The following is an 18,914-nucleotide window of genomic DNA, read 5'->3' on the forward strand; positions in this document are numbered from 1 at the left end:
TGACACGGCCAGTCCAGAAAGGACAACTCAGCTAGCCGAATGCACGACCCAGCACACCTAAATAAACTTAAAGACGTTGACTTGATCTCCAGTTTCTACTGCTATGCAATAGAAGGAAATACACGTTCAGTCGCCAAACTTACACTTCGCGGAATAGTCTGATCATCTCCATTTATCACCCTTATCACTCAGCAACTACAATTAACGATCACCTCGAACTCAACTGAAACTCGAGGAACTTTTAAACAAGGGATTCAAGGATGACTCCGAACATCGAACAACCACAAAAGAATGCTATTAACATAGTCGCCATCGTTCATGATGACGTGCCAGAAGCAACAAGAAAGACGATTTATGCTGACCATTTCCAGCCTCTCGTAAAAGAGTTGGAAAGCTTCACCGACCGAAAAGTCAACGTCATCTTCGGTGGCGGCGCGCCCTATAGCAACTTTGCATATAGAGGCGAGGATACGATGACCATCCTGCGGGGCTGGGAAGCTCTAGGTTACAAGTTCTTAGACGAAATGAGAAAAGAGGGCTTTGATTTAAGCGACCCGTTGACCAAAGTCATTCTGGTCACCCACCAAAACGTGAACATTAAGATCGCAGGCATCGCTCTTCTTTGGCCCCCGACCAATACCGGGACATTTGCAATTGCATCACTCAACAGCTTTCTGCATGTCGGCCATGAGATTGGCCACTTACTGGGGGCCAACCATGAGAACTGGGAAGTTCAGTACAACGGCTGGTGGGCCGAAACCTACATGGTGCCAGAACGAAACATGATCAGATCCATTTCTTACACCTTTAGCTCCGCCAATCGACAGAATATCAAAAACTATCTGGCCGACAAAAAGTGATGTTTCAACCTTGTTTGGCAGAGGCGCAAAATGAACGTATCTGCCTGTATCCACTTAAACGTTAGGACTCGCGGCACCACCCTCCAATTTGCGCCACAACAACCTGACGTTCGCCTTGCGTACCAGCGCACAGCGATACAGACGAATTTCCAGCGGCACGTGCCATTGCGGACCGCCGCAGACCACCAGTTCACCGCGTGCCAGTTCGGCGCGCACGCTCAGTTGCGGCACCCAGGCGATGCCCAGCCCTTCCAGCGCCATGCTCTTGAGGCTGTCGGCCATCGCCGTTTCATAAATGGTGGTGAAGCGCAGGGCGCGCTGGCGCAGCAGCATGTTCACCGAACGCCCCAGAAAGGCCCCGGCGCTGTAGGCGAGCAGCGGCACGCTGGCCTCGCCTTCGAGGTCAAACAACGGTTTGCCGTCGGCATCGGCCGCGCACACCGGGAGCATTTCGGTATGGCCCAGGTGCAGCGACGGGAAAATCTCCGGGTCCATTTGCATCGCGGCGTCCGGGTCGTAGAACGCCAGCATCAGGTCGCAGCCGCCTTCGCGCAACGCGTGCACCGCGTCGCCCACGTTGGTGGCCACCAGCCGCGTGGCGATGTTCAGGCCTTCGTTGCGCAGTTGGGCGATCCAGCGCGGGAAGAACCCCAGCGCCAAGGAGTGGGCCGCCGCGACTTGCATCACTTCGCCCTGCCCGCCTTCAAGGTGATGCAAGTGGCGCAGCACTTCGCCGAGCTGTTCGACCACGGTGCGTGCGGTGACCAGAAACAGTTGCCCCGCCGCCGTCAGTTCGATCGGCGTGCGCGAGCGGTTGACCAACTGCAGGCCCCAGCGCGGCTTCCAGGCTGCGGATCCGCCGACTGAACGCTGGCTGGGTCACGAAGCGCCGTTCGGCGGCCTGCGAGAAGCTGCGGGTGGCGGCCAGGGCACTGAAGTCCTCGAGCCATTTGCTTTCCAGATTCATCACGTCCTCCCGGACACGCACCAATTTAGGTCACACGTTCGCCACACACGCGGCGTCACACCGGCATTATGCCGAATGTGCATAGGCCAGTGTTTAACAGCATTGGCCCAAAATTTCGCACACGCCTAGCATTCGCAGCGTTCCGGCACAGACCGGGTCCATATCGAGATGATTTCTATCATGTCCTCCGCTGCATCTTTCCGCACCGAAAAAGACCTGCTTGGCGTACTCGACGTACCGGCTCAAGCGTATTACGGCATCCAGACCCTGCGAGCGGTGAATAACTTCCGTCTCTCCGGCGTTCCGATTTCGCATTACCCGAAGCTGGTGGTGGGCCTGGCCATGGTCAAACAGGCCGCCGCTGACGCCAACCGCGAGTTGGGTCACCTGAGCGAAGCCAAGCACGCTGCCATCAGCGAAGCTTGCGCCCGTCTGATCCGCGGCGATTTCCACGAAGAGTTCGTGGTGGACATGATTCAAGGCGGCGCTGGCACTTCAACCAACATGAATGCCAACGAAGTCATCGCCAACATCGCGCTGGAGGCCATGGGCCACAGCAAGGGCGAATACCAATACCTGCACCCCAACAACGACGTGAACATGGCGCAGTCGACCAACGACGCCTACCCGACGGCTATCCGCCTGGGTCTGCTGTTGGGTCACGATGCCCTGCTCGCCAGCCTCGACAGCCTGATCCAGTCGTTCGCGGCCAAAGGTGAAGAGTTCAACCACGTCCTGAAGATGGGTCGTACCCAACTGCAAGACGCCGTGCCGATGACCCTCGGCCAGGAATTCCGCGCTTTCGCCACCACCTTGGGCGAAGACCTGGCACGCCTGAAAACACTGGCACCAGAACTGTTGACCGAAGTGAACCTGGGCGGCACCGCGATCGGCACCGGCATCAACGCCGACCCGCGTTACCAGCACTTGGCCGTTTCGCGTCTGGCACTGATCAGCGGTCAACCGCTGGTACCGGCCGCCGACCTGATCGAAGCCACCTCCGACATGGGCGCCTTCGTGCTGTTCTCCGGCATGCTCAAGCGTACCGCGGTCAAGCTGTCGAAGATCTGCAACGACCTGCGCCTGTTGTCCAGCGGCCCACGCACCGGCATCAACGAAATCAACCTGCCAGCGCGTCAGCCAGGCAGCTCGATCATGCCAGGCAAGGTCAACCCGGTTATTCCGGAAGCCGTTAACCAGGTGGCCTTCCAGATCATCGGTAACGACCTGGCCCTGACCATCGCGGCCGAAGGCGGCCAGTTGCAACTGAACGTGATGGAGCCGCTGATCGCCTTCAAGATCTTCGACTCGATCCGCCTGCTGCAACGCGCCATGGACATGCTGCGCGAGCACTGCATCGTCGGCATCACCGCCAACGAAGCCCGCTGCCGCGAACTGGTCGAGCACTCGATCGGCCTGGTCACCGCGCTGAACCCGTACATCGGCTATGAAAACGCCACCCGCATCGCCCGTATCGCCCTCGAAAGCGGCCGTGGCGTGCTGGAACTGGTGCGCGAAGAGAAGTTGCTCGACGAAGAAATGCTCGCCGACATCCTGCGCCCGGAAAACATGATTGCCCCGCGTCTGGTGCCTTTGAAGGCCTGACCAAACGCCGGCTCCTTGCTCTTTTAACGAAGAGCACCAGGAGCCACGCTCACCAGGTTGAGGGACTAGACACCTCTCACCTTTTGAGGGCTTGGAGATCACTCTCCAGGCCCTTTTTTTTATCTGCTGAAAGACAAACGCCGGGCGCCTTCATTAAGGTTGCAACCTGTGGTCGACTGAGCAAATGTTCTGAATGTTTCTGGCAGGGAGGCCTCGCAAGCCCATGGACACGACGCACCTCCAAGCAATCACACGCCTGCGCCAACTCGTCCCGGTGAGTCTGCGGCATGCACAGACGCTGCTCGACCAGTGCACCGGCAACGCGGAACGTGCGGCCGAGCGGTTCAAAAGCGAGCTGCTGCAATTGCTGGTGGCCAAGTCCGGTTTGCCGCCGACCGAGGCACAGCCCTACCTGGAACGCGCTCACTACGACATACCTCAAGCGTTGTCCGCCATTGAGGACGCACGCTTTACGCTGACCGAACGCATTTTGCGCAAGAACCCCCAGGACAACAGCCGAGCCATTGGGCTGATCGCCGATGCGATTGAGCACGTGGAAAACCTGCAACGCCAGTACTGGCTGTCGTTTGACGACATCGAACGGCTCGCGCCGCCGCTGCGCTGCTTCATGACGCTCTACGAATGGACCCTCCATGAAGAGTGGGAGGGTTTTGACAGCGCCCTGTGTTTTCATCTGCCGCAGGCAATCGCCCAGCTTCGGTATTTGCAGATGAGTGAACTGGCGGACGCGCTCGAACACGCAGACCAGCGCCAGAGGCACCTGCGAAACAGCCATGCCGGCACAGCAACGTCGACAGAGATGGCTGAGCTGATCAATCAGGACGAGGCCATCACTGCATGCGGTGAGGCCTACGCCCGGCAGCGGCATGTGCTCGATGCGGCGCTGGTGAATCTGGCACAAACGACTATCGAAACCTTCCCCAGGTAGCTTGTTGCCCGTCGCCTGCTCGCCATCCCGACAAGATGCTTGCACCGTGTAAAAGCTGAAACGGTTAAGATGCGGCCGCATTCGAGGACATGGACGCCAGGACCGAACGATGGAACTTCACTTTCACATTACCCCCGAACATACCGCCAAACGGATCGGCATCCTGCTGCCCCATGAAATGCACAAGCACGACCAGCAAAGCGCACGCCTGCAACAGCGCACGACGTACTGGCAGGACCGCTTGCTCTCGCCCCTGCTACTGCTCCTGTTGCTGGTGGCCGGTTTCACGGCGAGTTATTTTGCGCAGCAGGCAATCACCCCGGAAAAAGTCATCGCCAACATCATCTTTGCCGTTGGCCTGCTCTGGGTCTGGCGACGTTATTCCAGCCGCTGGCTACAGCCGCTGCGCCAGCAGATTGCCGAACGCCGTACCCGGCCACACAAAGACTTTCGCGCAATTAACGAGCGCGTGATCCGCGCCAAAGTGCAGTTTATGTTGAGCCGGTCCGAGGGCGCCTACCGGCTGCTGATCGAAGACGAACAGTTAGTCCTCAGCCGGGGTAAGCGCCGCGCCTCGCGACTGGCCTGGAACAAAATTGTCCTGATCAGCCAATGCGAAGACTTCTACGAAGTGGCCGATGCCGCCCTGCTGCGTAAAAAGCAGGTGCTGCTGATCGCCAAACACAGCGACGACATGGACCCCGAGCACTACCAGAAAGGGCTGGAGCTGCTGCTACAGAAATCACCAGTCGCGCCGGGCGAGATTGTGCGCGGCCCGCAAGCCCCTCCCGCCGATTCATCGCACGACGCTATATCCTCGCCAAACGGAATTTGAATGCAGACTTCACAGCCTTTGCCCCTTGCCCCCCGCCCCGTGACCATTTTGGGTTCCGGGCATGCCCTGCCCGAGCGAGTGGTCACCAGCGCCGAACTGGACGCTGAGCTGGGCCTGGTGGCGGGCAGCGTCGCGCGCATCAGCGGCGTGGTCCAACGGCATGTCGCCAGCCGCGCCGAAACCGCCGCCAGCCTTGGCGCCATTGCGGCGCACCACGCCTTGCGCGCGGCCGGCCTTAAGCTGGACCAGATCGACCTGATCGCCTGCGCCAGCGGCACCATGGACCAAGGCATGCCGTGCAACGCCGCCCTGCTGCACCGGGAACTGGGGCTGGGCCAGTCCGGCATTCCGGCCATGGACATCAACGCCAGTTGCCTGGGCTTCATCGCCGCCGTCGACACCCTGTCGTGGCCCCTGATTGCAGGGCGCTACCGGCGCATCCTGCTGGTCTGTTCGGACATCGCTTCGTGCGGGCTGGACTGGCAGCACGTGGAAGTCTGCGGGATCTTCGGCGACGGCGCGGCCGCCGTGGTGCTGGGCGTCAGCGATGGCGGGCCGAAGATCATTGCCTCCAGCCTCAAGACCTTTTCCGAAGGCGCGCACCTGTGCCAGATCCCCGCCGGTGGCTCGCGTTTTCACCCGCGCCGCATCGACACCCCGTTCGAACCGCTGACCAGTTTTTCGATGCACGGCAAAGGCGTGTTCCGTCTTGCGGCCAAGCACCTGCCCACGCTGATGGATGAATTGCTGACCCAGGCCGGGCTGAGCCAGGCGCAGATCGACTGGGTCATCCCCCATCAGGCCAGCCAGCAGGCGATGCAACATGCGGCCAAGCGGCTGGGCTTCAGCCCCGAAAAGGTCATCGACATCTTTTCCCGACACGGCAATCAAGTCGCCGCTTCGCTGCCCACCGCGCTGGACATCGCCATCCGCGACCAGCGCATCCAGCGCGGGCAACGGCTGATGCTGATCGGCACCGGCGCAGGCCTGTCCCTCGGCGGCATGGTCCTGGAGTACTGATGAAGATTCTGGTCACAGGCGGCACCGGGTTCATTGGCCGGCACATTGTCTGGCGGCTGGCGGCCCAAGGCTGCGAGGTGCAGTTCAGCGGCCGCAACGCCGTGGCGGCGGCCGAGGTCATTCGCCACAGCCCCGCCGCGGTGCGCTGGGTCCCGCTGGAACACGGTACGCCCGCAGCGGCCACCACGCTGAGCGACGCCACGCGGGGTTGCGCGGCCATCGTGCATTGCGCGGCGCTGTCCTCGCCGTGGGGTACGCCGCAGGCCTTCGTCCGGGCCAACCTGGACTCCACCGACGAAGTGCTCCAGGCCTGCCACGCCAACGCGGTGAAACGCTTGGTGCACCTGTCGACGCCAAGCCTGTATTTCGCCTTCCGTGATCGCCTCGGCATCCGCGAAGACGAGCCGATGCCGCCGCCGGTCAACGAGTACGCCCGCAGCAAGGCGCTGGCCGAAACGCGGGTGCGTGAGGCCGGGCTCGCCGAAGCGGTGATCCTGCGCCCGCGTGCGGTGTTCGGCCCGTGGGATGGGACGCTGATGCCGCGCTTGCTGCGCGTCATGCAGCGCGGGCCGATCCCGCTGATGCGCGGTGGCCGGGCACAACTGGACCTGACCTGCGTCGACAACCTGGTGCACGCGGTGCAGTTGAGCCTGACCCAGCCACTGCCACGAGCCGTGTGCACCTACAACGTCAGCAACGGCACGCCGCTGGCCTTCGAAGACTTGCTGCACCGCGTCGCCGAGCAATTTCGCCTGAACCTGCGCACCCGGCGCCTGCCATGGCGGCTGGTGGACGCGGTGGCGCGGATACTGGAAACCAGCGCTCGCCTGCGCGGCAGCGGCGAGCCTTTGCTGACTCGCTATGGTGCGGGCGTGCTGGCGTTCAGTCAGACCCTGGACCTCGGCGCCATCCGCACCGAGTTGGGTTACCGCCCGGTGATCACTCAAGACGAAGGCATTCACCAGCACGCGCAGTGGTGGCTCGCCCAACAAGGCACGCGAGCATGAGCCGGACAGTCAGCCTCAACGTGTTGCGTGCCGGTTGGTGCCAACACCTGGAATGCATGGCCGATCGTGGCGGGCGCTGGGCGCCGACACGCTTTCCGGCGCTGTGTGGCCTGATTCGCCACCCGGATGCGGGGTGGATGCTGTACGACACCGGTTACGCCGAACACTTTTTCAAGGCGACCCAAGCGCTGCCCGAACGTCTGTATCGCGGCGCGGTGCCAGTGCAACTGCCGGTGCAGGAACAACTGCTCGCCCAATTGAAGGCCTTCGGCATTGGCCCGAACGACATTCGAACAGTGATCATTTCGCACTTTCACAGCGACCACATCGCCGGGCTGCGGGACTTTCCCCAGGCTTCGTTCATTGCCCTGGATGCCGACCGTCGACACATCGAAAGCCTGCGCGGCCACCGCTGGCGCGCCACCCTCGGCGGTCATCTGCCCGCGTTGCTGCCGGACGATTTTGGCGCCCGCCTGACCCTCGCCGACACCTGTAAAAACGTTGCGCTGCCGGAGTGGATGGCGCCCTTCAGCCAGGGTCTCGACTTGCTCGGCGACGGCAGCCTGATCGGCGTGCCGCTGCCGGGGCACAGCGAGGGCCAGCTCGGTTTGTTCATCCCGGATGCCCAGGGTCGCCCGGTGTTTCTGGTGGCGGACGCCTGCTGGTCGGTGCCCGCCTGCCGCGCCGAGCGCCTGCCGGCTCCGCCCGCGTTATGGTTTGCCAGCCACGACGCCAAGCAGTACCGCCAGACCTACAGCGGCCTGGGCACATTGATCCGCCGTGAACCGACCGTGGCGGTGTTGCCGTCCCATTGCACCCAGGCCTGGGAGGCGTTCAGCGATGAGCAGTGAACGATTGATCGGGACGCTGCGCAGCGCGCTGAGTTTTATCCACAGCCGCTACCGGCTGCGATTCACCCGACGCGAACAACTGGAAGCCTGGCAGGCCCGGCAGTTGAAGCACTTCCTGCAACGCGTGTTGCCAAAGGCCCAGCGCTTCAAAGGCCTGACTGTCACCGACCTGGCCGACCTGCCGCTGATGGACAAAGCCACGTTGATGGGCGATTTCGCCGGGTTCAACAGCCGTGGCCTGAGCCTGGAACAGGTGCTGCCAGTGGCGCGTCAGGCGGAAGAGTCCCGCGACTTCAGCCCGACGCTGGGCGACATCACCGTCGGGCTGTCGAGCGGCACCTCGGGCAATCAAGGGGTGTTTCTGGTCAGTGCGCTGGAGCGCCAGCGCTGGGCCGGCATCCTGCTGGCGCGGACCTTGCCCCGCCACCTGCTGCCACGCCTGCTCTGCCCTTGGCGTGCGCCGCTGCGGATCGCGTTTTTCCTGCGCGCCAACAGCCGCCTCTACACCACCCTGGCCAGCCGCCGGATCGACTTCGCCTTTCATGACCTGACCCTTGGCCTGGACGCATCGCTGGCACGCCTCAACGCGCAAAACCCCGATGTGCTGGTGGCCCCGGCCACCGTGCTGCGCGGCCTCGCCGAAGCGGCGCTGGCCGGGCGCCTGACGATCCGCCCCACGCACATTCTGTCGGTGGCTGAAGTCCTCGAAAGCGCTGACGCCGATGCCGTTCACACAGCGTTCGGCGTCGCGCCGCAGCAGATTTATCAGGCCAGCGAAGGCTTCCTCGGCTACACCTGCGAGCAAGGCACCCTGCACCTGAACGAAAGCCATCTACACATCGAGCCAGACTGGCTGGACGCCGCGCGCACACGGTTTCAGCCGATCATCACTGACTTTTCCCGGCGCACGCAGATGATCGTGCGCTACCGCCTCAACGACATCCTGCGGGTTGCCGAAACGCCTTGCGCCTGCGGGCGGGTCGAACGGGCGATTGCTGCGGTCGAGGGCCGCGCCGATGACGTTCTCTGGCTGCCTGACCTGGCCGGTCGTCAACTGTTGGCGCTCTATCCCGACGTACTGCGCCGCGCCTTGCTGATGCACGGCGCCTCGTTGCAGGAGTATGAAATCCACCAACAAGGCCTGCACTGGCAGATCAACCTGCGCACCGCCGACGACCACGCCAGCCTGTGCGCGGCCCTCAGCGCCAGCGTCCACGCATTGTGTGCCCAACAGGGCCTGCAACCTCCGGCGCTGAGCTTCGGCCATTGGCAAGCGCCGCCGCCACACGCCAAGCGCCGACGCCTGAAACTCCTGCAATTGCCCGAGGGTTTGCCATGCACGTACTGATTCTCGGCGCACGTGCGCCGGCCTGCCTGGAATGGGCGCGAGCCTTTGACGAGGCCGGATGGACCGTCAGCGTCGGCGATTCGCTGAGCCAGCCGCTCAGCCGTTTCAGCCGCTCGGCGCAGCACTTCGTGCGCTTGCCCGAGCCACGACAGGACCCAACGGCCTGGGTCGAAGCCCTCGCGACGGTGATCGAAACCCAGCGCATCGACCTGCTGCTGCCAACCTGCGAAGAAGTGTTTTACCTGGCCCACGGTCTCGAACGCCTGGCACCGTTGTGTCGGGTGCTGACCAGCGACTTTGCGCTGTTGCACCGCTTGCATCACAAAGGTCACTTTGCGGCCATGACCGATGGCTGGGCCCTGGCCGCCCCCGAAACCCGTTTGCTGACGGACCGTCAGGCATTGCTGGCCCTCGCCGACGAGGCCGCGCAGTGGGTGTTCAAACCGGCGTACTCGCGCTTCGCCTCGCAGACCTTGATTCGCCCGTCGCCCCAACAATTGAGCAACGTGCAGCCCACTCACGCCGCGCCGTGGGTGGCGCAGCGGTTTATCGAAGGGCGGGAGTTTTGCAGTTTCAGCGTGCTGATCGACGGCGACCTGCGCGCTCACAGTTGTTATCACCCGCGCTACCGGGTGGGCCGTGGCTCGGGGATCTACTTCCAGCCGAGCGCGCCGGAACCGGTGCACCGGTTTCTCGAGCAGTTCGGCCGCGCAACCGGCTACACCGGCCAGGTGGGTTTCGACTTTATCGAGGACCGCGATGGCCGTTTCCATGTACTGGAGTGCAACCCACGGGCCACCAGCGGCGTGCACCTGTTCGACAACCAGCGCCGGTCATTGGTGAGCAGCTTGAGCGAGCGGCCCGAGCGTGTGCTGGAACCGACACCGGAACCCCGGATGATCGCGCTGGCGATGCTTTTGCTGGCGGCACCGCAACACGCCTTGAGTGCGCCGTTCTGGCGTGACTACGCGGCTGCCCGCGATGTGATCGTCCAGAAAGGCGACGTCTGGCCGCTGGCCGCGCAAGTGTTGAGCCTCGCAGAAATCATCACCCGGGCTGCATCCCGGCGCTGCGGTTTGCTGGCCGCGTCCACGGCAGACATCGAGTGGAACGGCCAGCCGTTAAGCGAGCACGTGCGATGAAATTGCTGTTTGAAGAACAACTCCTCAGCGAGCCTGCCAGCCCTAATGACAGCCTCGCCCGGCACTACGTGCGGGCCTGCGCCGGGGGTGCGTTGATCGGCAATGTCAGCACCCGCATGGCGCTGCTCGACACCGGCGCGCAGCAGTTTCCGGTGAGCATCACCGAAGGCAACGAACCGGCCGACAACTGCTACGTGGTGTCGCCCCAAACCGCCTACAGCGGTTATGCCCGCGAAGAACTCAAGCGCCTCGGCCGGCCATGGCTGACCTGGCCGCTGAAGCGGCTGACCCAAGGCGTCGACCGCCTGCTGAGCGCGGCCAAGGTCGACAAACTGGTGCAGGTGAACAACTGGCTGCTGTCGACCAACCTTTATCCGAGCGGCTGGAACGTCGCCGAACTGCCAGCGATCACCGCGCTGCTGCGGCGAACCTTTCCCGATCACGGGTTCGGCTTTCGCTCGCTCAACGACTTCAGCAACCGTGAGTTGCGCCAATGCCTGGAAGCCCTCGGCTACCTGAGCATTCCCAGCCGCCAGGTCTATCTGTTCGACGGTCGGGCCGGGGCACAGGCGCCGTTTCTCAAGCACCACAACACCCGGCTGGACGCCACGCTGCTACGACGCAGCCCGTATGAAGTGGTACCGGGTTCGGCATTGAGCGACGCCGACTTCCAGCGCATCGAGCACCTCTACAACCTGCTGTACCTGGACAAGTACTGCACGCTGAACCCGCACTACAGCGCCCAATGGATGCAGCGCGGCCAACGCGAAGGCTGGCTCGAACTGCACGCCTTGCGCAGCCCTGACGGACGTATCGACGGCGCGCTGGGCTGGTTCGCCAATGCGACAGTGATCAGCACCCCGATTGTCGGTTACGACACCGCGCTGCCCCAACGGGCCGGGCTGTATCGGCAACTGACGCGTCTGTGCCTGCAAGAAGCCGTCGAACGCCGCCAGGTGCTGAACTTCAGCTCCGGCGCCGCCGAGTTCAAACGCTTGCGCGGCGGCCAGCCGCAGATCGAATACAGCCTGATCCACGTCGCCCATCTGTCCTGGGGGCGGCGGCTGGTGTGGACCGTGCTCAGCCGCCTGCTGCATGGCATCGGCGTGCCCATGATGAGGAAGCTCAAACTGTGAATCCGCTTGCTCACTGGTGGCCGGTAGCGCTCAGCCATGAACTGCGAAACACGCCGTTGGCGTGCCAGGTGCACGGCACGCCGCTGGTGCTGTTCCGCGCCGACGACGGGCGCCCCGCCGCGCTGCCGGATCGCTGCCCGCACCGCTTCGCACCCTTGAGCGCGGGCAAGGTCCGCGACGGGCAGATCGAATGCCCTTATCACGGCTGGCGGTTTGCCGCTGACGGGCGTTGTACCCGCGTGCCCGGCACCAACCTGGCACCGTGCAGCAAACCACTGCTGGACAGCCTGCCCAGTTGCGAAGCCCATGGGCTGGTGTGGGTCAGCCTGGGCGCCGAGCGCCCGCTGGCGCCGCCCGTTGCCCCCGCCGAACACCGGCAGAAACTCGACACGTTCTGGATTACCGATCAGGTGCAGTGTTCGTTGCAGGACGCGGCGGAGAATTTCCTCGACGGTTTCCATACCCATTTCGTCCACGCCGGCTGGATCCGTCACGACAAGCAACGGCAGAAAATCAACACACGGGTTCGCCCCCTCGCCGATGGCGTCGAGGCGGTGTACAGCGAGGAAGGCAAACAGTCAGGGCTGATCTCGCGACTGTTCGAAGGTGAGCGCGGCGCCAGCATGGGCCGTTTCCGTCTGCCGGGCCTGGCGGAAATCGAGTACCGTGACCGCCGCGACGGCCTCAATCTGTTGGTCAGCGCCTGGCTGACGCCTTGCGGCGACGGCCAGTTACGCCTGTTTGCGCGGATCGCCACGGCGCAGGGCTGGCTTCCGGCAGCGCTCAAGCGCAGCGTGTTGCGCCAGTTATTCCGGGTGATCCTGCGCCAGGACCGGCAGATCCTGGAACAGGTCAGCGCCAATCAGCGGCGCTTCCAGGCCAGCCCCGCCACGCCGCTGGACGGCCCGCAAGACTTGCTCGGGCCGAGCATTCGGCGGTTGCTTGAACAGGGCCAGCCGATTGCCTTTGAGGAACGCCAGCTCGAGATCTGGCTCTAGGGTCTGTACGAAAAGTCGCCGAGTGGCGATCAGGCCAGATCCAGGCCACGCAGTCTCAAACGCGGGTCCTGACTCAGTGCATCACCTGCCTGCGCCTTCGGTGCGGCGGGTAAATCCAGCGCATCGAGCAAACCCTTCTGACGTCCGCTGTCTGCGGACAACGCGGACTCCTCCAACACGCGTTTGGTCACGCCCTGGCTGTCCTTCGCACTGAACAGCACGGTCATCTCGGTATCCTTGTTGTAGAGGATCTCTTGCTCGTTTGCCTCGATCGAAATGGCGCTGACATCCAACCCGGACTTGCCGAACACGGTCGACTGGGTGCCATGGTTGCCAAAGTCCTTGGCGGTCTGCGCATTCATGGACGTCGACAGGTAGCCCGCGTCCTGGCCTTTCTGGCCCTCTGCGACACCGCTGAACGCGTCGCCGCCGCGGGTGCCCCGGAAGGTCTTGACGACGGTTTCGTCAGCGTCGACTTTGCCAAAGGCCGAACTTAACCCCTCGGCAATTGCCGACTGGCCTTGATCCAGTTCCTTGCCGGCCCGCAAAGCGCGGTTCAGTGGCTGATACTCACCATTGGTGTAGAGCCCGATGGCCATCACTTCCCCATCGCTGAAGGCCGAGGCTTGGCCATCCTTGGGTTCATCCAGGTACTGCTCGGCCTCCAGCCCGAAATGCTCGAGCAGCGCATCGGCCAGCTTATCGGCGGGTGGCGGGGTCACGGGTTCGCCCCTCAACTCCCGACCGACCGCCTGCTCCAACTGGCTGACATCGCTGGCCAATTGATTGAGTTGCTGCGCGGCTTCCGCCAACTGCGGCGCGGCCGCCTCTTGCAGCCAAGCGCTGGCCTGCCCACCGACCGTGGCCCATTGCTGCAAGGAAATGCCTGCCACTTTCTGATCCAGCAGCGTGGTCGCCACCGAACGATTGTCAGCGTTCTGCGAGTGATCCTTGACGGCTTTCAACGCGGTAGCCACGGAGCGCAAGGCGCCATTGCCGGTGGCGAGCGCGCTGTGTTTTTCCAGCAGATTCGCGGCAGTGACGTCGGCCAACTGACCCGCCTTGGCCAGGCCGTTAGGGGCTTCTTTGAGCGCAAAATGCTGCATCATCAATTTGAGTTCCGCCGCAGAAACGGGCGGCGTCTGGGCCTGGGGCGCCGCCTGCGGGGCACGAGGGGCGCTGTGACCCAGCAAGTTGCCGATCCACTCCCGCACCGCCGCAAACGGTCGGCTGATCTGGGCCAGGATTCGTGAGAGCAAGCCGCCCCCCTGGGGTGACTCATTTCGCCCGGCGAGCAGTTTTGCGGCAGCGTCGGTGTCGACCGGACGAGCACTGAGGTTGCCCAACCGACCTTCCTGTATGCCTGGAGCCTGGGTTGGGAGTGTGCCGTGGCTATGAGCCAGCGAATTGATCTGCAAGGTGACTTCCTTCTGTGTTGCCCTTGATTTGCCGGGAAGTCTAGGGAGATTTGCAGGGGCGACCTATCAGGATTGGTCGTGATTTTTGCAGACGCGACGGTTCGGAAAATTTGTTCACCAAAGTTAAAAAACTCCAACCATGGCTGATAGTTAGCGATTTTCCGTACTGCTCTAATGCGTTCTTTTAGCCCTCGGAAATCATCATGACCGCGCACTTTCAAGAAGCGATCAAGCAGCTCTACCTCTCGCTGTCACTGCCGGCACCCTCGACCATCGATCCGGTGACCAGCCTGCAACTCGACAGCCATGTCTGCCACCTGACCGAGCATCCGGTCGGTTACCTGTTGATGTTCGTCAACGTGACGCCAACCGGGCACGCTCCGGTCGAAGAGCAAAACCTGTTCAGCCAGGACGTCTGCAAACCGGTGCTGGGGCGTGATCCCGTAAGCCAGGACCGGGTGTTGTGGAACCGCCAGCCCCTGCTGCAACTGGACCGCGCCATGGCCCACCATCAACTGGAACAACTGGTGCACGCGGCCCGTCAGCTGACCCAGATTGCCTGATCCATGAGCAAAACAGGTCAATCGTTGGCCAACCCGCGGGCCGCCCCAGGGTTTCTGCCCGGCTCACATCCCAAGGTTCGCAACGCCTTGGCGGGCGGGCCCTGGGCCTGTCAGGGCAGCGATTTTACCCGCCCGGAATTTTCGCGCCGAGCGTGACGCCCCCCCCTCACGTTTTGTCGCCTGCACCACGGCTGTGCAGACGGCTGGCGCGCGCCTAGGTATAGTGCCCGCCCTCTTCGCGTGAGCAGCCGTCGGTAACGAGGCTCCCCCTCATGCGAAAACCGCACTTATAACAACCCGCGAAATGGAACCGGGTCGAACCCTCGCCCCACCTGTTGTGCCGTGCGCAACCGGGTGTAACGCGATGTGTCGAGCCGCCCAGCTTTTGCTCCAGAAAAAACAGCGAGGAATACTCCATGCTTGAAGTCATTAACGACTTCCTCTCAGGGAAAGTACTGATCGTGCTCATTGTCGGGCTCGGTAGCTACTTCACGATCCGCTCGCGTTTCGTCCAATTGCGCCACTTCTTCCACATGTTCTCCGTGTTCCGCGACAGCCTGCGCAGCAGCGCCGGCCAGCTCAGCTCGTTCCAGGCGCTGATGCTCAGCCTCGCCGGACGTGTGGGCGCGGGCAACATCGCCGGTGTCGGCATTGCCGTCACGCTCGGCGGCCCGGGTGCGGTGTTCTGGATGTGGGTGACCGCACTGGTCGGCATGTCCAGCAGCTTCTTCGAATGCTCCCTCGGCCAGCTCTACAAGCGCTGCGACTCCGAAGGCCAGTATCGCGGCGGCCCGTCCTATTACATCCAGCACGGTCTGCAGAAGCGCTGGTTGGGGATGATCATGGCGTTCCTGCTGCTGGTGACCTTCGGTTTTGCCTTCAACGGCCTGCAAGCGCACGCGGTAACGCACTCGCTGAATAACGCCTTTGGCCTCGACACCACCTACACCGGCCTCGGCCTGGCGGTGCTGCTGGGCCTGGTGTTCATTGGCGGGATCAAGCGCATCGCCGCCATCGCCGACCTGCTGGTGCCGGTCAAGACCCTGGTCTACATCGCCGTGACCCTGTACGTGATCGTGCTGCAATTCGACCACGTGCCGGGCATGCTGATGACCATCGTCAAAAGCGCCTTCGGCCTGGATCAGGCCTTCGGCGGCCTGGTCGGCAGCGCCATCATCATGGGCGTGAAGCGTGGCGTGTTCGCCAACGAAGCCGGCCTGGGCAGTGCACCAAACGTGGCCGCCGTGGCCTCGGTCGAACACCCGGTCGCGCAAGGCGTGGTTCAGGCGTTCAGCGTGTTCCTCGACACCTTCGTGATCTGCACCTGCACCGCGTTGCTGATCCTGCTGTCGGGCTTCTACACCCCAGGTTTTGAAGGCGACGGCATTGCCCTGACCCAGAACTCCCTGGCCGCCGTCGTCGGCGAGTGGGGCCGGATGTTCATCTCCGTGGCGCTGGCGCTGTTCGTGTTCACCTCGATTCTCTACAACTACTACTTGGGCGAGAGCAACCTGCGCTTCTTGATCGGCGACAACCGCAAGGCGCTGATCGGTTACCGCGCACTGGTACTGGTGTTGATTTTCTGGGGCGCCATCGAGAACCTCAGCACGGTGTTCGCGTTTGCCGACATCACCATGACCATGCTGGCGTTCGTCAACCTGATCGCGCTGTTCCTGCTGTTCAAAGTCGGCATGCGCATCCTGCGTGACTACGATGACCAGCGTGCGGCGGGCATCAAGACGCCGGTGTTCGATTCCAGCAAGTTCCCGGACCTGGACCTGGACCTGAAAGCCTGGCCAGCCAACCCGCCAGCCGCCGCCCAAAAAGCCGAAGCTGAGCCGCAAGGCGTGACCGCAGCGCAACGCTGATCGGTTAAAACCCGGGCGCATCCCCTGCGCCCGACGTGACACAGCGTGCGACCGGCGTCATGCTCGGTCGCATGGTGTGGCAGCTTGTCGAGGCTGCCGTTCTGGTTCGCGCTCAAGACCGCGGCGCTCCCTTCGCGAGCAAGCCCGCTCCCACAAGAAGTCATCGTTTTCGGAGACTCCCACATGATTCCCACCACGTACCCCGCCGCGCAGCACGTCATGGTGCTCTACACCGGTGGCACCATCGGCATGCAAGCCAGCGCCCATGGCTTGGCCCCTGCTTCCGGTTTCGAAGCGCGGATGCGCGACTACCTGCACAGCCAGCCCGAGCTGATCGTGCCGAACTGGCGCTTTCGCGAAATGACCCCGCTGATCGACAGCGCCAACATGACCCCGGCCTACTGGCGGCGCCTGCGTGAAGCTGTCGTCGAAGCGGTCGACGTCGACGGCTGCGACAGCGTGCTGATCCTGCACGGCACTGACACCCTGGCCTACAGCGCCGCCGCCATGAGCTTCCAACTGCTTGGCCTGCAGGCACGGGTGCTGTTCACCGGCTCCATGCTGCCGGCCGGCGTCCCCGACAGCGACGCCTGGGAAAACCTCGGCGGCGCACTGGTCACCCTCGGCCAAGGCCCTGGCGCCCGGCGTTCAGTTGTACTTCCACGGCGAACTGCTGGACCCGACCCGCTGCGCGAAAGTCCGCAGTTTCGGTCGCCATCCGTTCAAGCACCTGGAGCGTCAGGGCGGCGGCGTTAAAGTGCCTTCGCTGCCGGTGGAACTGCATTACCGCAAGCTCAAGCAACTGGCGAACGTCGGCGTGCTGCCACTGTTCCCCGGTATCAGCGCCGGGCAACTCGATGGCGTGCTGAACAGCGGTGTTCAGGGGCTGGTGCTCGAATGCTTCGGCAGCGGCACCGGGCCGAGCGACAACCCGGAATTCCTGGCCAGCCTTGCGCGGGCGCGGGACCAAGGGATCGTGGTGGTGGCGATCACCCAGTGCCATGAAGGCGGCGTTGAACTGGACGTGTACGAGGCCGGCAGCCGCTTGCGCGGCGTGGGCGTACTGTCCGGCGGCGGCATGACCCGTGAAGCGGCGTTCGGCAAACTGCATGCGCTGTTGGGTGCGGGGCTGGAGACCGCTGAAGTTCGGCGGTTGGTTGAACTGGATCTGTGTGGCGAGTTGATCTGAGTGAGGTTTGAGATCCACCCCTCACCAACAGCGGCACACAACTTGCTCCATTTCCAGCCAACCCAAGGCTGGAGCCGCCCATGCTGCACTCCCACCTCACCACCCTCAACGCTGTTTCCCTGGTGCTCAGCACCTTCAAGGCCGAAGGCCTGTCCAGCGAGGCGTTGTTGGCCGGCAGTGGGATCAGCGCGGCGGACTTGAGCCGGACCGACACCCGCATCACCACCAACCAGGAGATGCAGGTCTGCGCCAACGCGGTCGCGCTCAAGCGTGATATCGGCCTGGAGCTGGGTCGGCGGATGCACGTTTCATCCTACGGGATGCTCGGTTACGCCCTGCTCACCAGTGCCACCTTCGGTGACGCTTTGCACCTGGCGCTGCGCTATCCGGCGCTGTTGGGAACACTGTTCGAATTGAGCCTTGAGGACGATGGCGAGCGTATCTGGTTCTGCGCCCGCGACTATCGGGAAAACCCGGCGCTGGCGGTGTTCAACGCCGAATTCTGTGTGGTGTCCCTGAAAGTCATTTGCGACGACTTACTGGGCCATCCCCTGCCCTTGCTCGCTGCCCGCCTCGAACACCCGGCGCCGGACTATCAGGCACGGTATGCCGAACGCTTCGACTGCCCGCTGCACTTCGATGCCTGCGATAACGCCTTCGCCTTCGACAAACGCTGGCTCGACCAACCGCTGCCGCTGGCCGACCCCATCACCCACCAAGCCATGGCCGAACGCTGCCGCAAGCAGAACCTGGAGTTCACCGGGCGCCAGGCGTGGCTGGGGCGGATTCGCCAGTTGTTGAGCGCCCAACTCGACGCGGCGCCGGGCCTTGAAGGGCTGGCCGAACAGATGAACTGCTCGGCACGGACCCTGCGCCGACACCTCAAGGACCTGGGGTGCAGTTATCAGGAACTGCTCGATGAACTGCGCTTTGAGCGCGCCAAGCAGATGCTCTGCGAAGACCAGTTGCCGGTCTACCGCATCGCCGAGGCGCTGGGATTCAGCGAGACCGCAAGCTTCCGTCATGCCTTCGTGCGCTGGAGCGGTGTAGCGCCCAGCCAGTTCCGCCCCTGACGCTCTCCTGTGGCGAGGGAGCTTGCTCCCGCTGGTCTGCGCAGCAGACCCAAACCGAACACTGCGCTCTTCCATTTAAATAGCA

15 protein-coding genes and 2 pseudogenes are annotated in these 18,914 nt (G+C 63.1%); 15 read left to right on the top strand and 2 right to left on the bottom strand.

Annotated elements, in window-relative coordinates; all coding sequences use genetic code 11:
• Positions 1-260 precede the first annotated feature (260 nt).
• Positions 261-860 (top strand): hypothetical protein, encoded by a 600-nt coding sequence (locus tag AABM54_RS26280; RefSeq protein ID WP_347902786.1) that lies wholly within the window; start codon positions 261-263, stop codon positions 858-860.
• A gap of 54 nt (positions 861-914) precedes the next feature.
• On the opposite strand, the pseudogene AABM54_RS26285 reads toward AABM54_RS26280, so the two are convergent.
• Positions 915-1,827 (bottom strand): annotated as a pseudogene (locus AABM54_RS26285) (LysR substrate-binding domain-containing protein).
• A 180-nt stretch (positions 1,828-2,007) separates the two neighbouring features.
• On the opposite strand from AABM54_RS26285, the gene aspA reads away from it, so the two are divergent.
• The 10 genes from aspA to AABM54_RS26335 all read left to right on the top strand — a co-directional run bounded on the left by aspA (position 2,008) and on the right by AABM54_RS26335 (position 12,718).
• The gene (aspA, locus tag AABM54_RS26290) at positions 2,008-3,432 is read left to right on the top strand and encodes an aspartate ammonia-lyase (protein ID WP_347902787.1); all 1,425 of its coding nucleotides are present in this window, start codon (positions 2,008-2,010) and stop codon (positions 3,430-3,432) included.
• A gap of 223 nt (positions 3,433-3,655) precedes the next feature.
• On the top strand, positions 3,656-4,381 hold the full coding sequence (locus AABM54_RS26295) for a hypothetical protein (RefSeq protein WP_347902788.1): 726 nt from the start codon (positions 3,656-3,658) through the stop codon (positions 4,379-4,381).
• Positions 4,382-4,490: 109 nt separating this feature from the next.
• Positions 4,491-5,216 carry a hypothetical protein gene (locus AABM54_RS26300; protein WP_347902789.1) on the top strand — a complete coding sequence of 242 codons (726 nt, stop codon included), beginning with the start codon at positions 4,491-4,493 and terminating at the stop codon, positions 5,214-5,216.
• Positions 5,217-6,236 (top strand): beta-ketoacyl-ACP synthase 3, encoded by a 1,020-nt coding sequence (locus AABM54_RS26305; protein ID WP_347902790.1) that lies wholly within the window; start codon positions 5,217-5,219, stop codon positions 6,234-6,236.
• Positions 6,236-7,243, top strand: a complete 1,008-nt coding sequence (locus AABM54_RS26310) for an NAD(P)-dependent oxidoreductase (RefSeq protein ID WP_347902791.1) — start codon at positions 6,236-6,238, stop codon at positions 7,241-7,243. The genes AABM54_RS26305 and AABM54_RS26310 overlap by 1 nt, the downstream gene beginning before the upstream one ends.
• Positions 7,240-8,094 (top strand): MBL fold metallo-hydrolase, encoded by an 855-nt coding sequence (locus AABM54_RS26315; protein WP_347902792.1) that lies wholly within the window; start codon positions 7,240-7,242, stop codon positions 8,092-8,094. Before AABM54_RS26310 ends, AABM54_RS26315 begins: the two co-directional genes overlap by 4 nt.
• Positions 8,084-9,442 carry a F390 synthetase-related protein gene (locus AABM54_RS26320; RefSeq protein ID WP_347902793.1) on the top strand — a complete coding sequence of 453 codons (1,359 nt, stop codon included), beginning with the start codon at positions 8,084-8,086 and terminating at the stop codon, positions 9,440-9,442. The genes AABM54_RS26315 and AABM54_RS26320 overlap by 11 nt, the downstream gene beginning before the upstream one ends.
• Positions 9,430-10,584 (top strand): ATP-grasp domain-containing protein, encoded by a 1,155-nt coding sequence (locus AABM54_RS26325; RefSeq protein WP_347902794.1) that lies wholly within the window; start codon positions 9,430-9,432, stop codon positions 10,582-10,584. The genes AABM54_RS26320 and AABM54_RS26325 overlap by 13 nt, the downstream gene beginning before the upstream one ends.
• Positions 10,581-11,720, top strand: coding sequence for a GNAT family N-acetyltransferase (locus AABM54_RS26330; RefSeq protein WP_347902795.1), 1,140 nt, complete (start codon positions 10,581-10,583; stop codon positions 11,718-11,720). The genes AABM54_RS26325 and AABM54_RS26330 overlap by 4 nt, the downstream gene beginning before the upstream one ends.
• Positions 11,717-12,718: an aromatic ring-hydroxylating dioxygenase subunit alpha gene (locus AABM54_RS26335; RefSeq protein ID WP_347902796.1), complete on the top strand. Its 1,002-nt coding sequence runs from the start codon at positions 11,717-11,719 to the stop codon at positions 12,716-12,718. Before AABM54_RS26330 ends, AABM54_RS26335 begins: the two co-directional genes overlap by 4 nt.
• A 29-nt stretch (positions 12,719-12,747) precedes the next feature.
• Here AABM54_RS26335 and AABM54_RS26340 read toward each other — a convergent pair whose 3' ends face one another.
• Positions 12,748-14,136 carry an ADP-ribosyltransferase gene (locus tag AABM54_RS26340; protein WP_347902797.1) on the bottom strand — a complete coding sequence of 463 codons (1,389 nt, stop codon included), beginning with the start codon at positions 14,134-14,136 and terminating at the stop codon, positions 12,748-12,750.
• Positions 14,137-14,339: 203 nt separating this feature from the next.
• Between AABM54_RS26340 and AABM54_RS26345 the strand changes: the two genes are divergently transcribed.
• The 4 genes and pseudogenes from AABM54_RS26345 (at position 14,340) to AABM54_RS26360 (ending at position 18,829) form a co-directional block, all read left to right on the top strand.
• The gene (locus AABM54_RS26345) at positions 14,340-14,699 is read left to right on the top strand and encodes a CesT family type III secretion system chaperone (RefSeq protein ID WP_347902798.1); all 360 of its coding nucleotides are present in this window, start codon (positions 14,340-14,342) and stop codon (positions 14,697-14,699) included.
• Positions 14,700-15,115: 416 nt separating this feature from the next.
• Positions 15,116-16,567 (top strand): alanine/glycine:cation symporter family protein, encoded by a 1,452-nt coding sequence (locus AABM54_RS26350; protein WP_347902799.1) that lies wholly within the window; start codon positions 15,116-15,118, stop codon positions 16,565-16,567.
• A 183-nt stretch (positions 16,568-16,750) separates the two neighbouring features.
• A pseudogene (locus tag AABM54_RS26355) lies at positions 16,751-17,756 on the top strand (asparaginase).
• An 80-nt stretch (positions 17,757-17,836) separates the two neighbouring features.
• Entirely contained in the window at positions 17,837-18,829 is a 993-nt protein-coding gene (locus tag AABM54_RS26360; RefSeq protein ID WP_347902800.1) for an AraC family transcriptional regulator, read from the top strand.
• Positions 18,830-18,914 lie beyond the last annotated feature (85 nt).

Origin of the sequence: Pseudomonas purpurea (genome assembly GCF_039908635.1) — a bacterium.
Lineage (GTDB): Bacteria > Pseudomonadota > Gammaproteobacteria > Pseudomonadales > Pseudomonadaceae > Aquipseudomonas > Aquipseudomonas purpurea.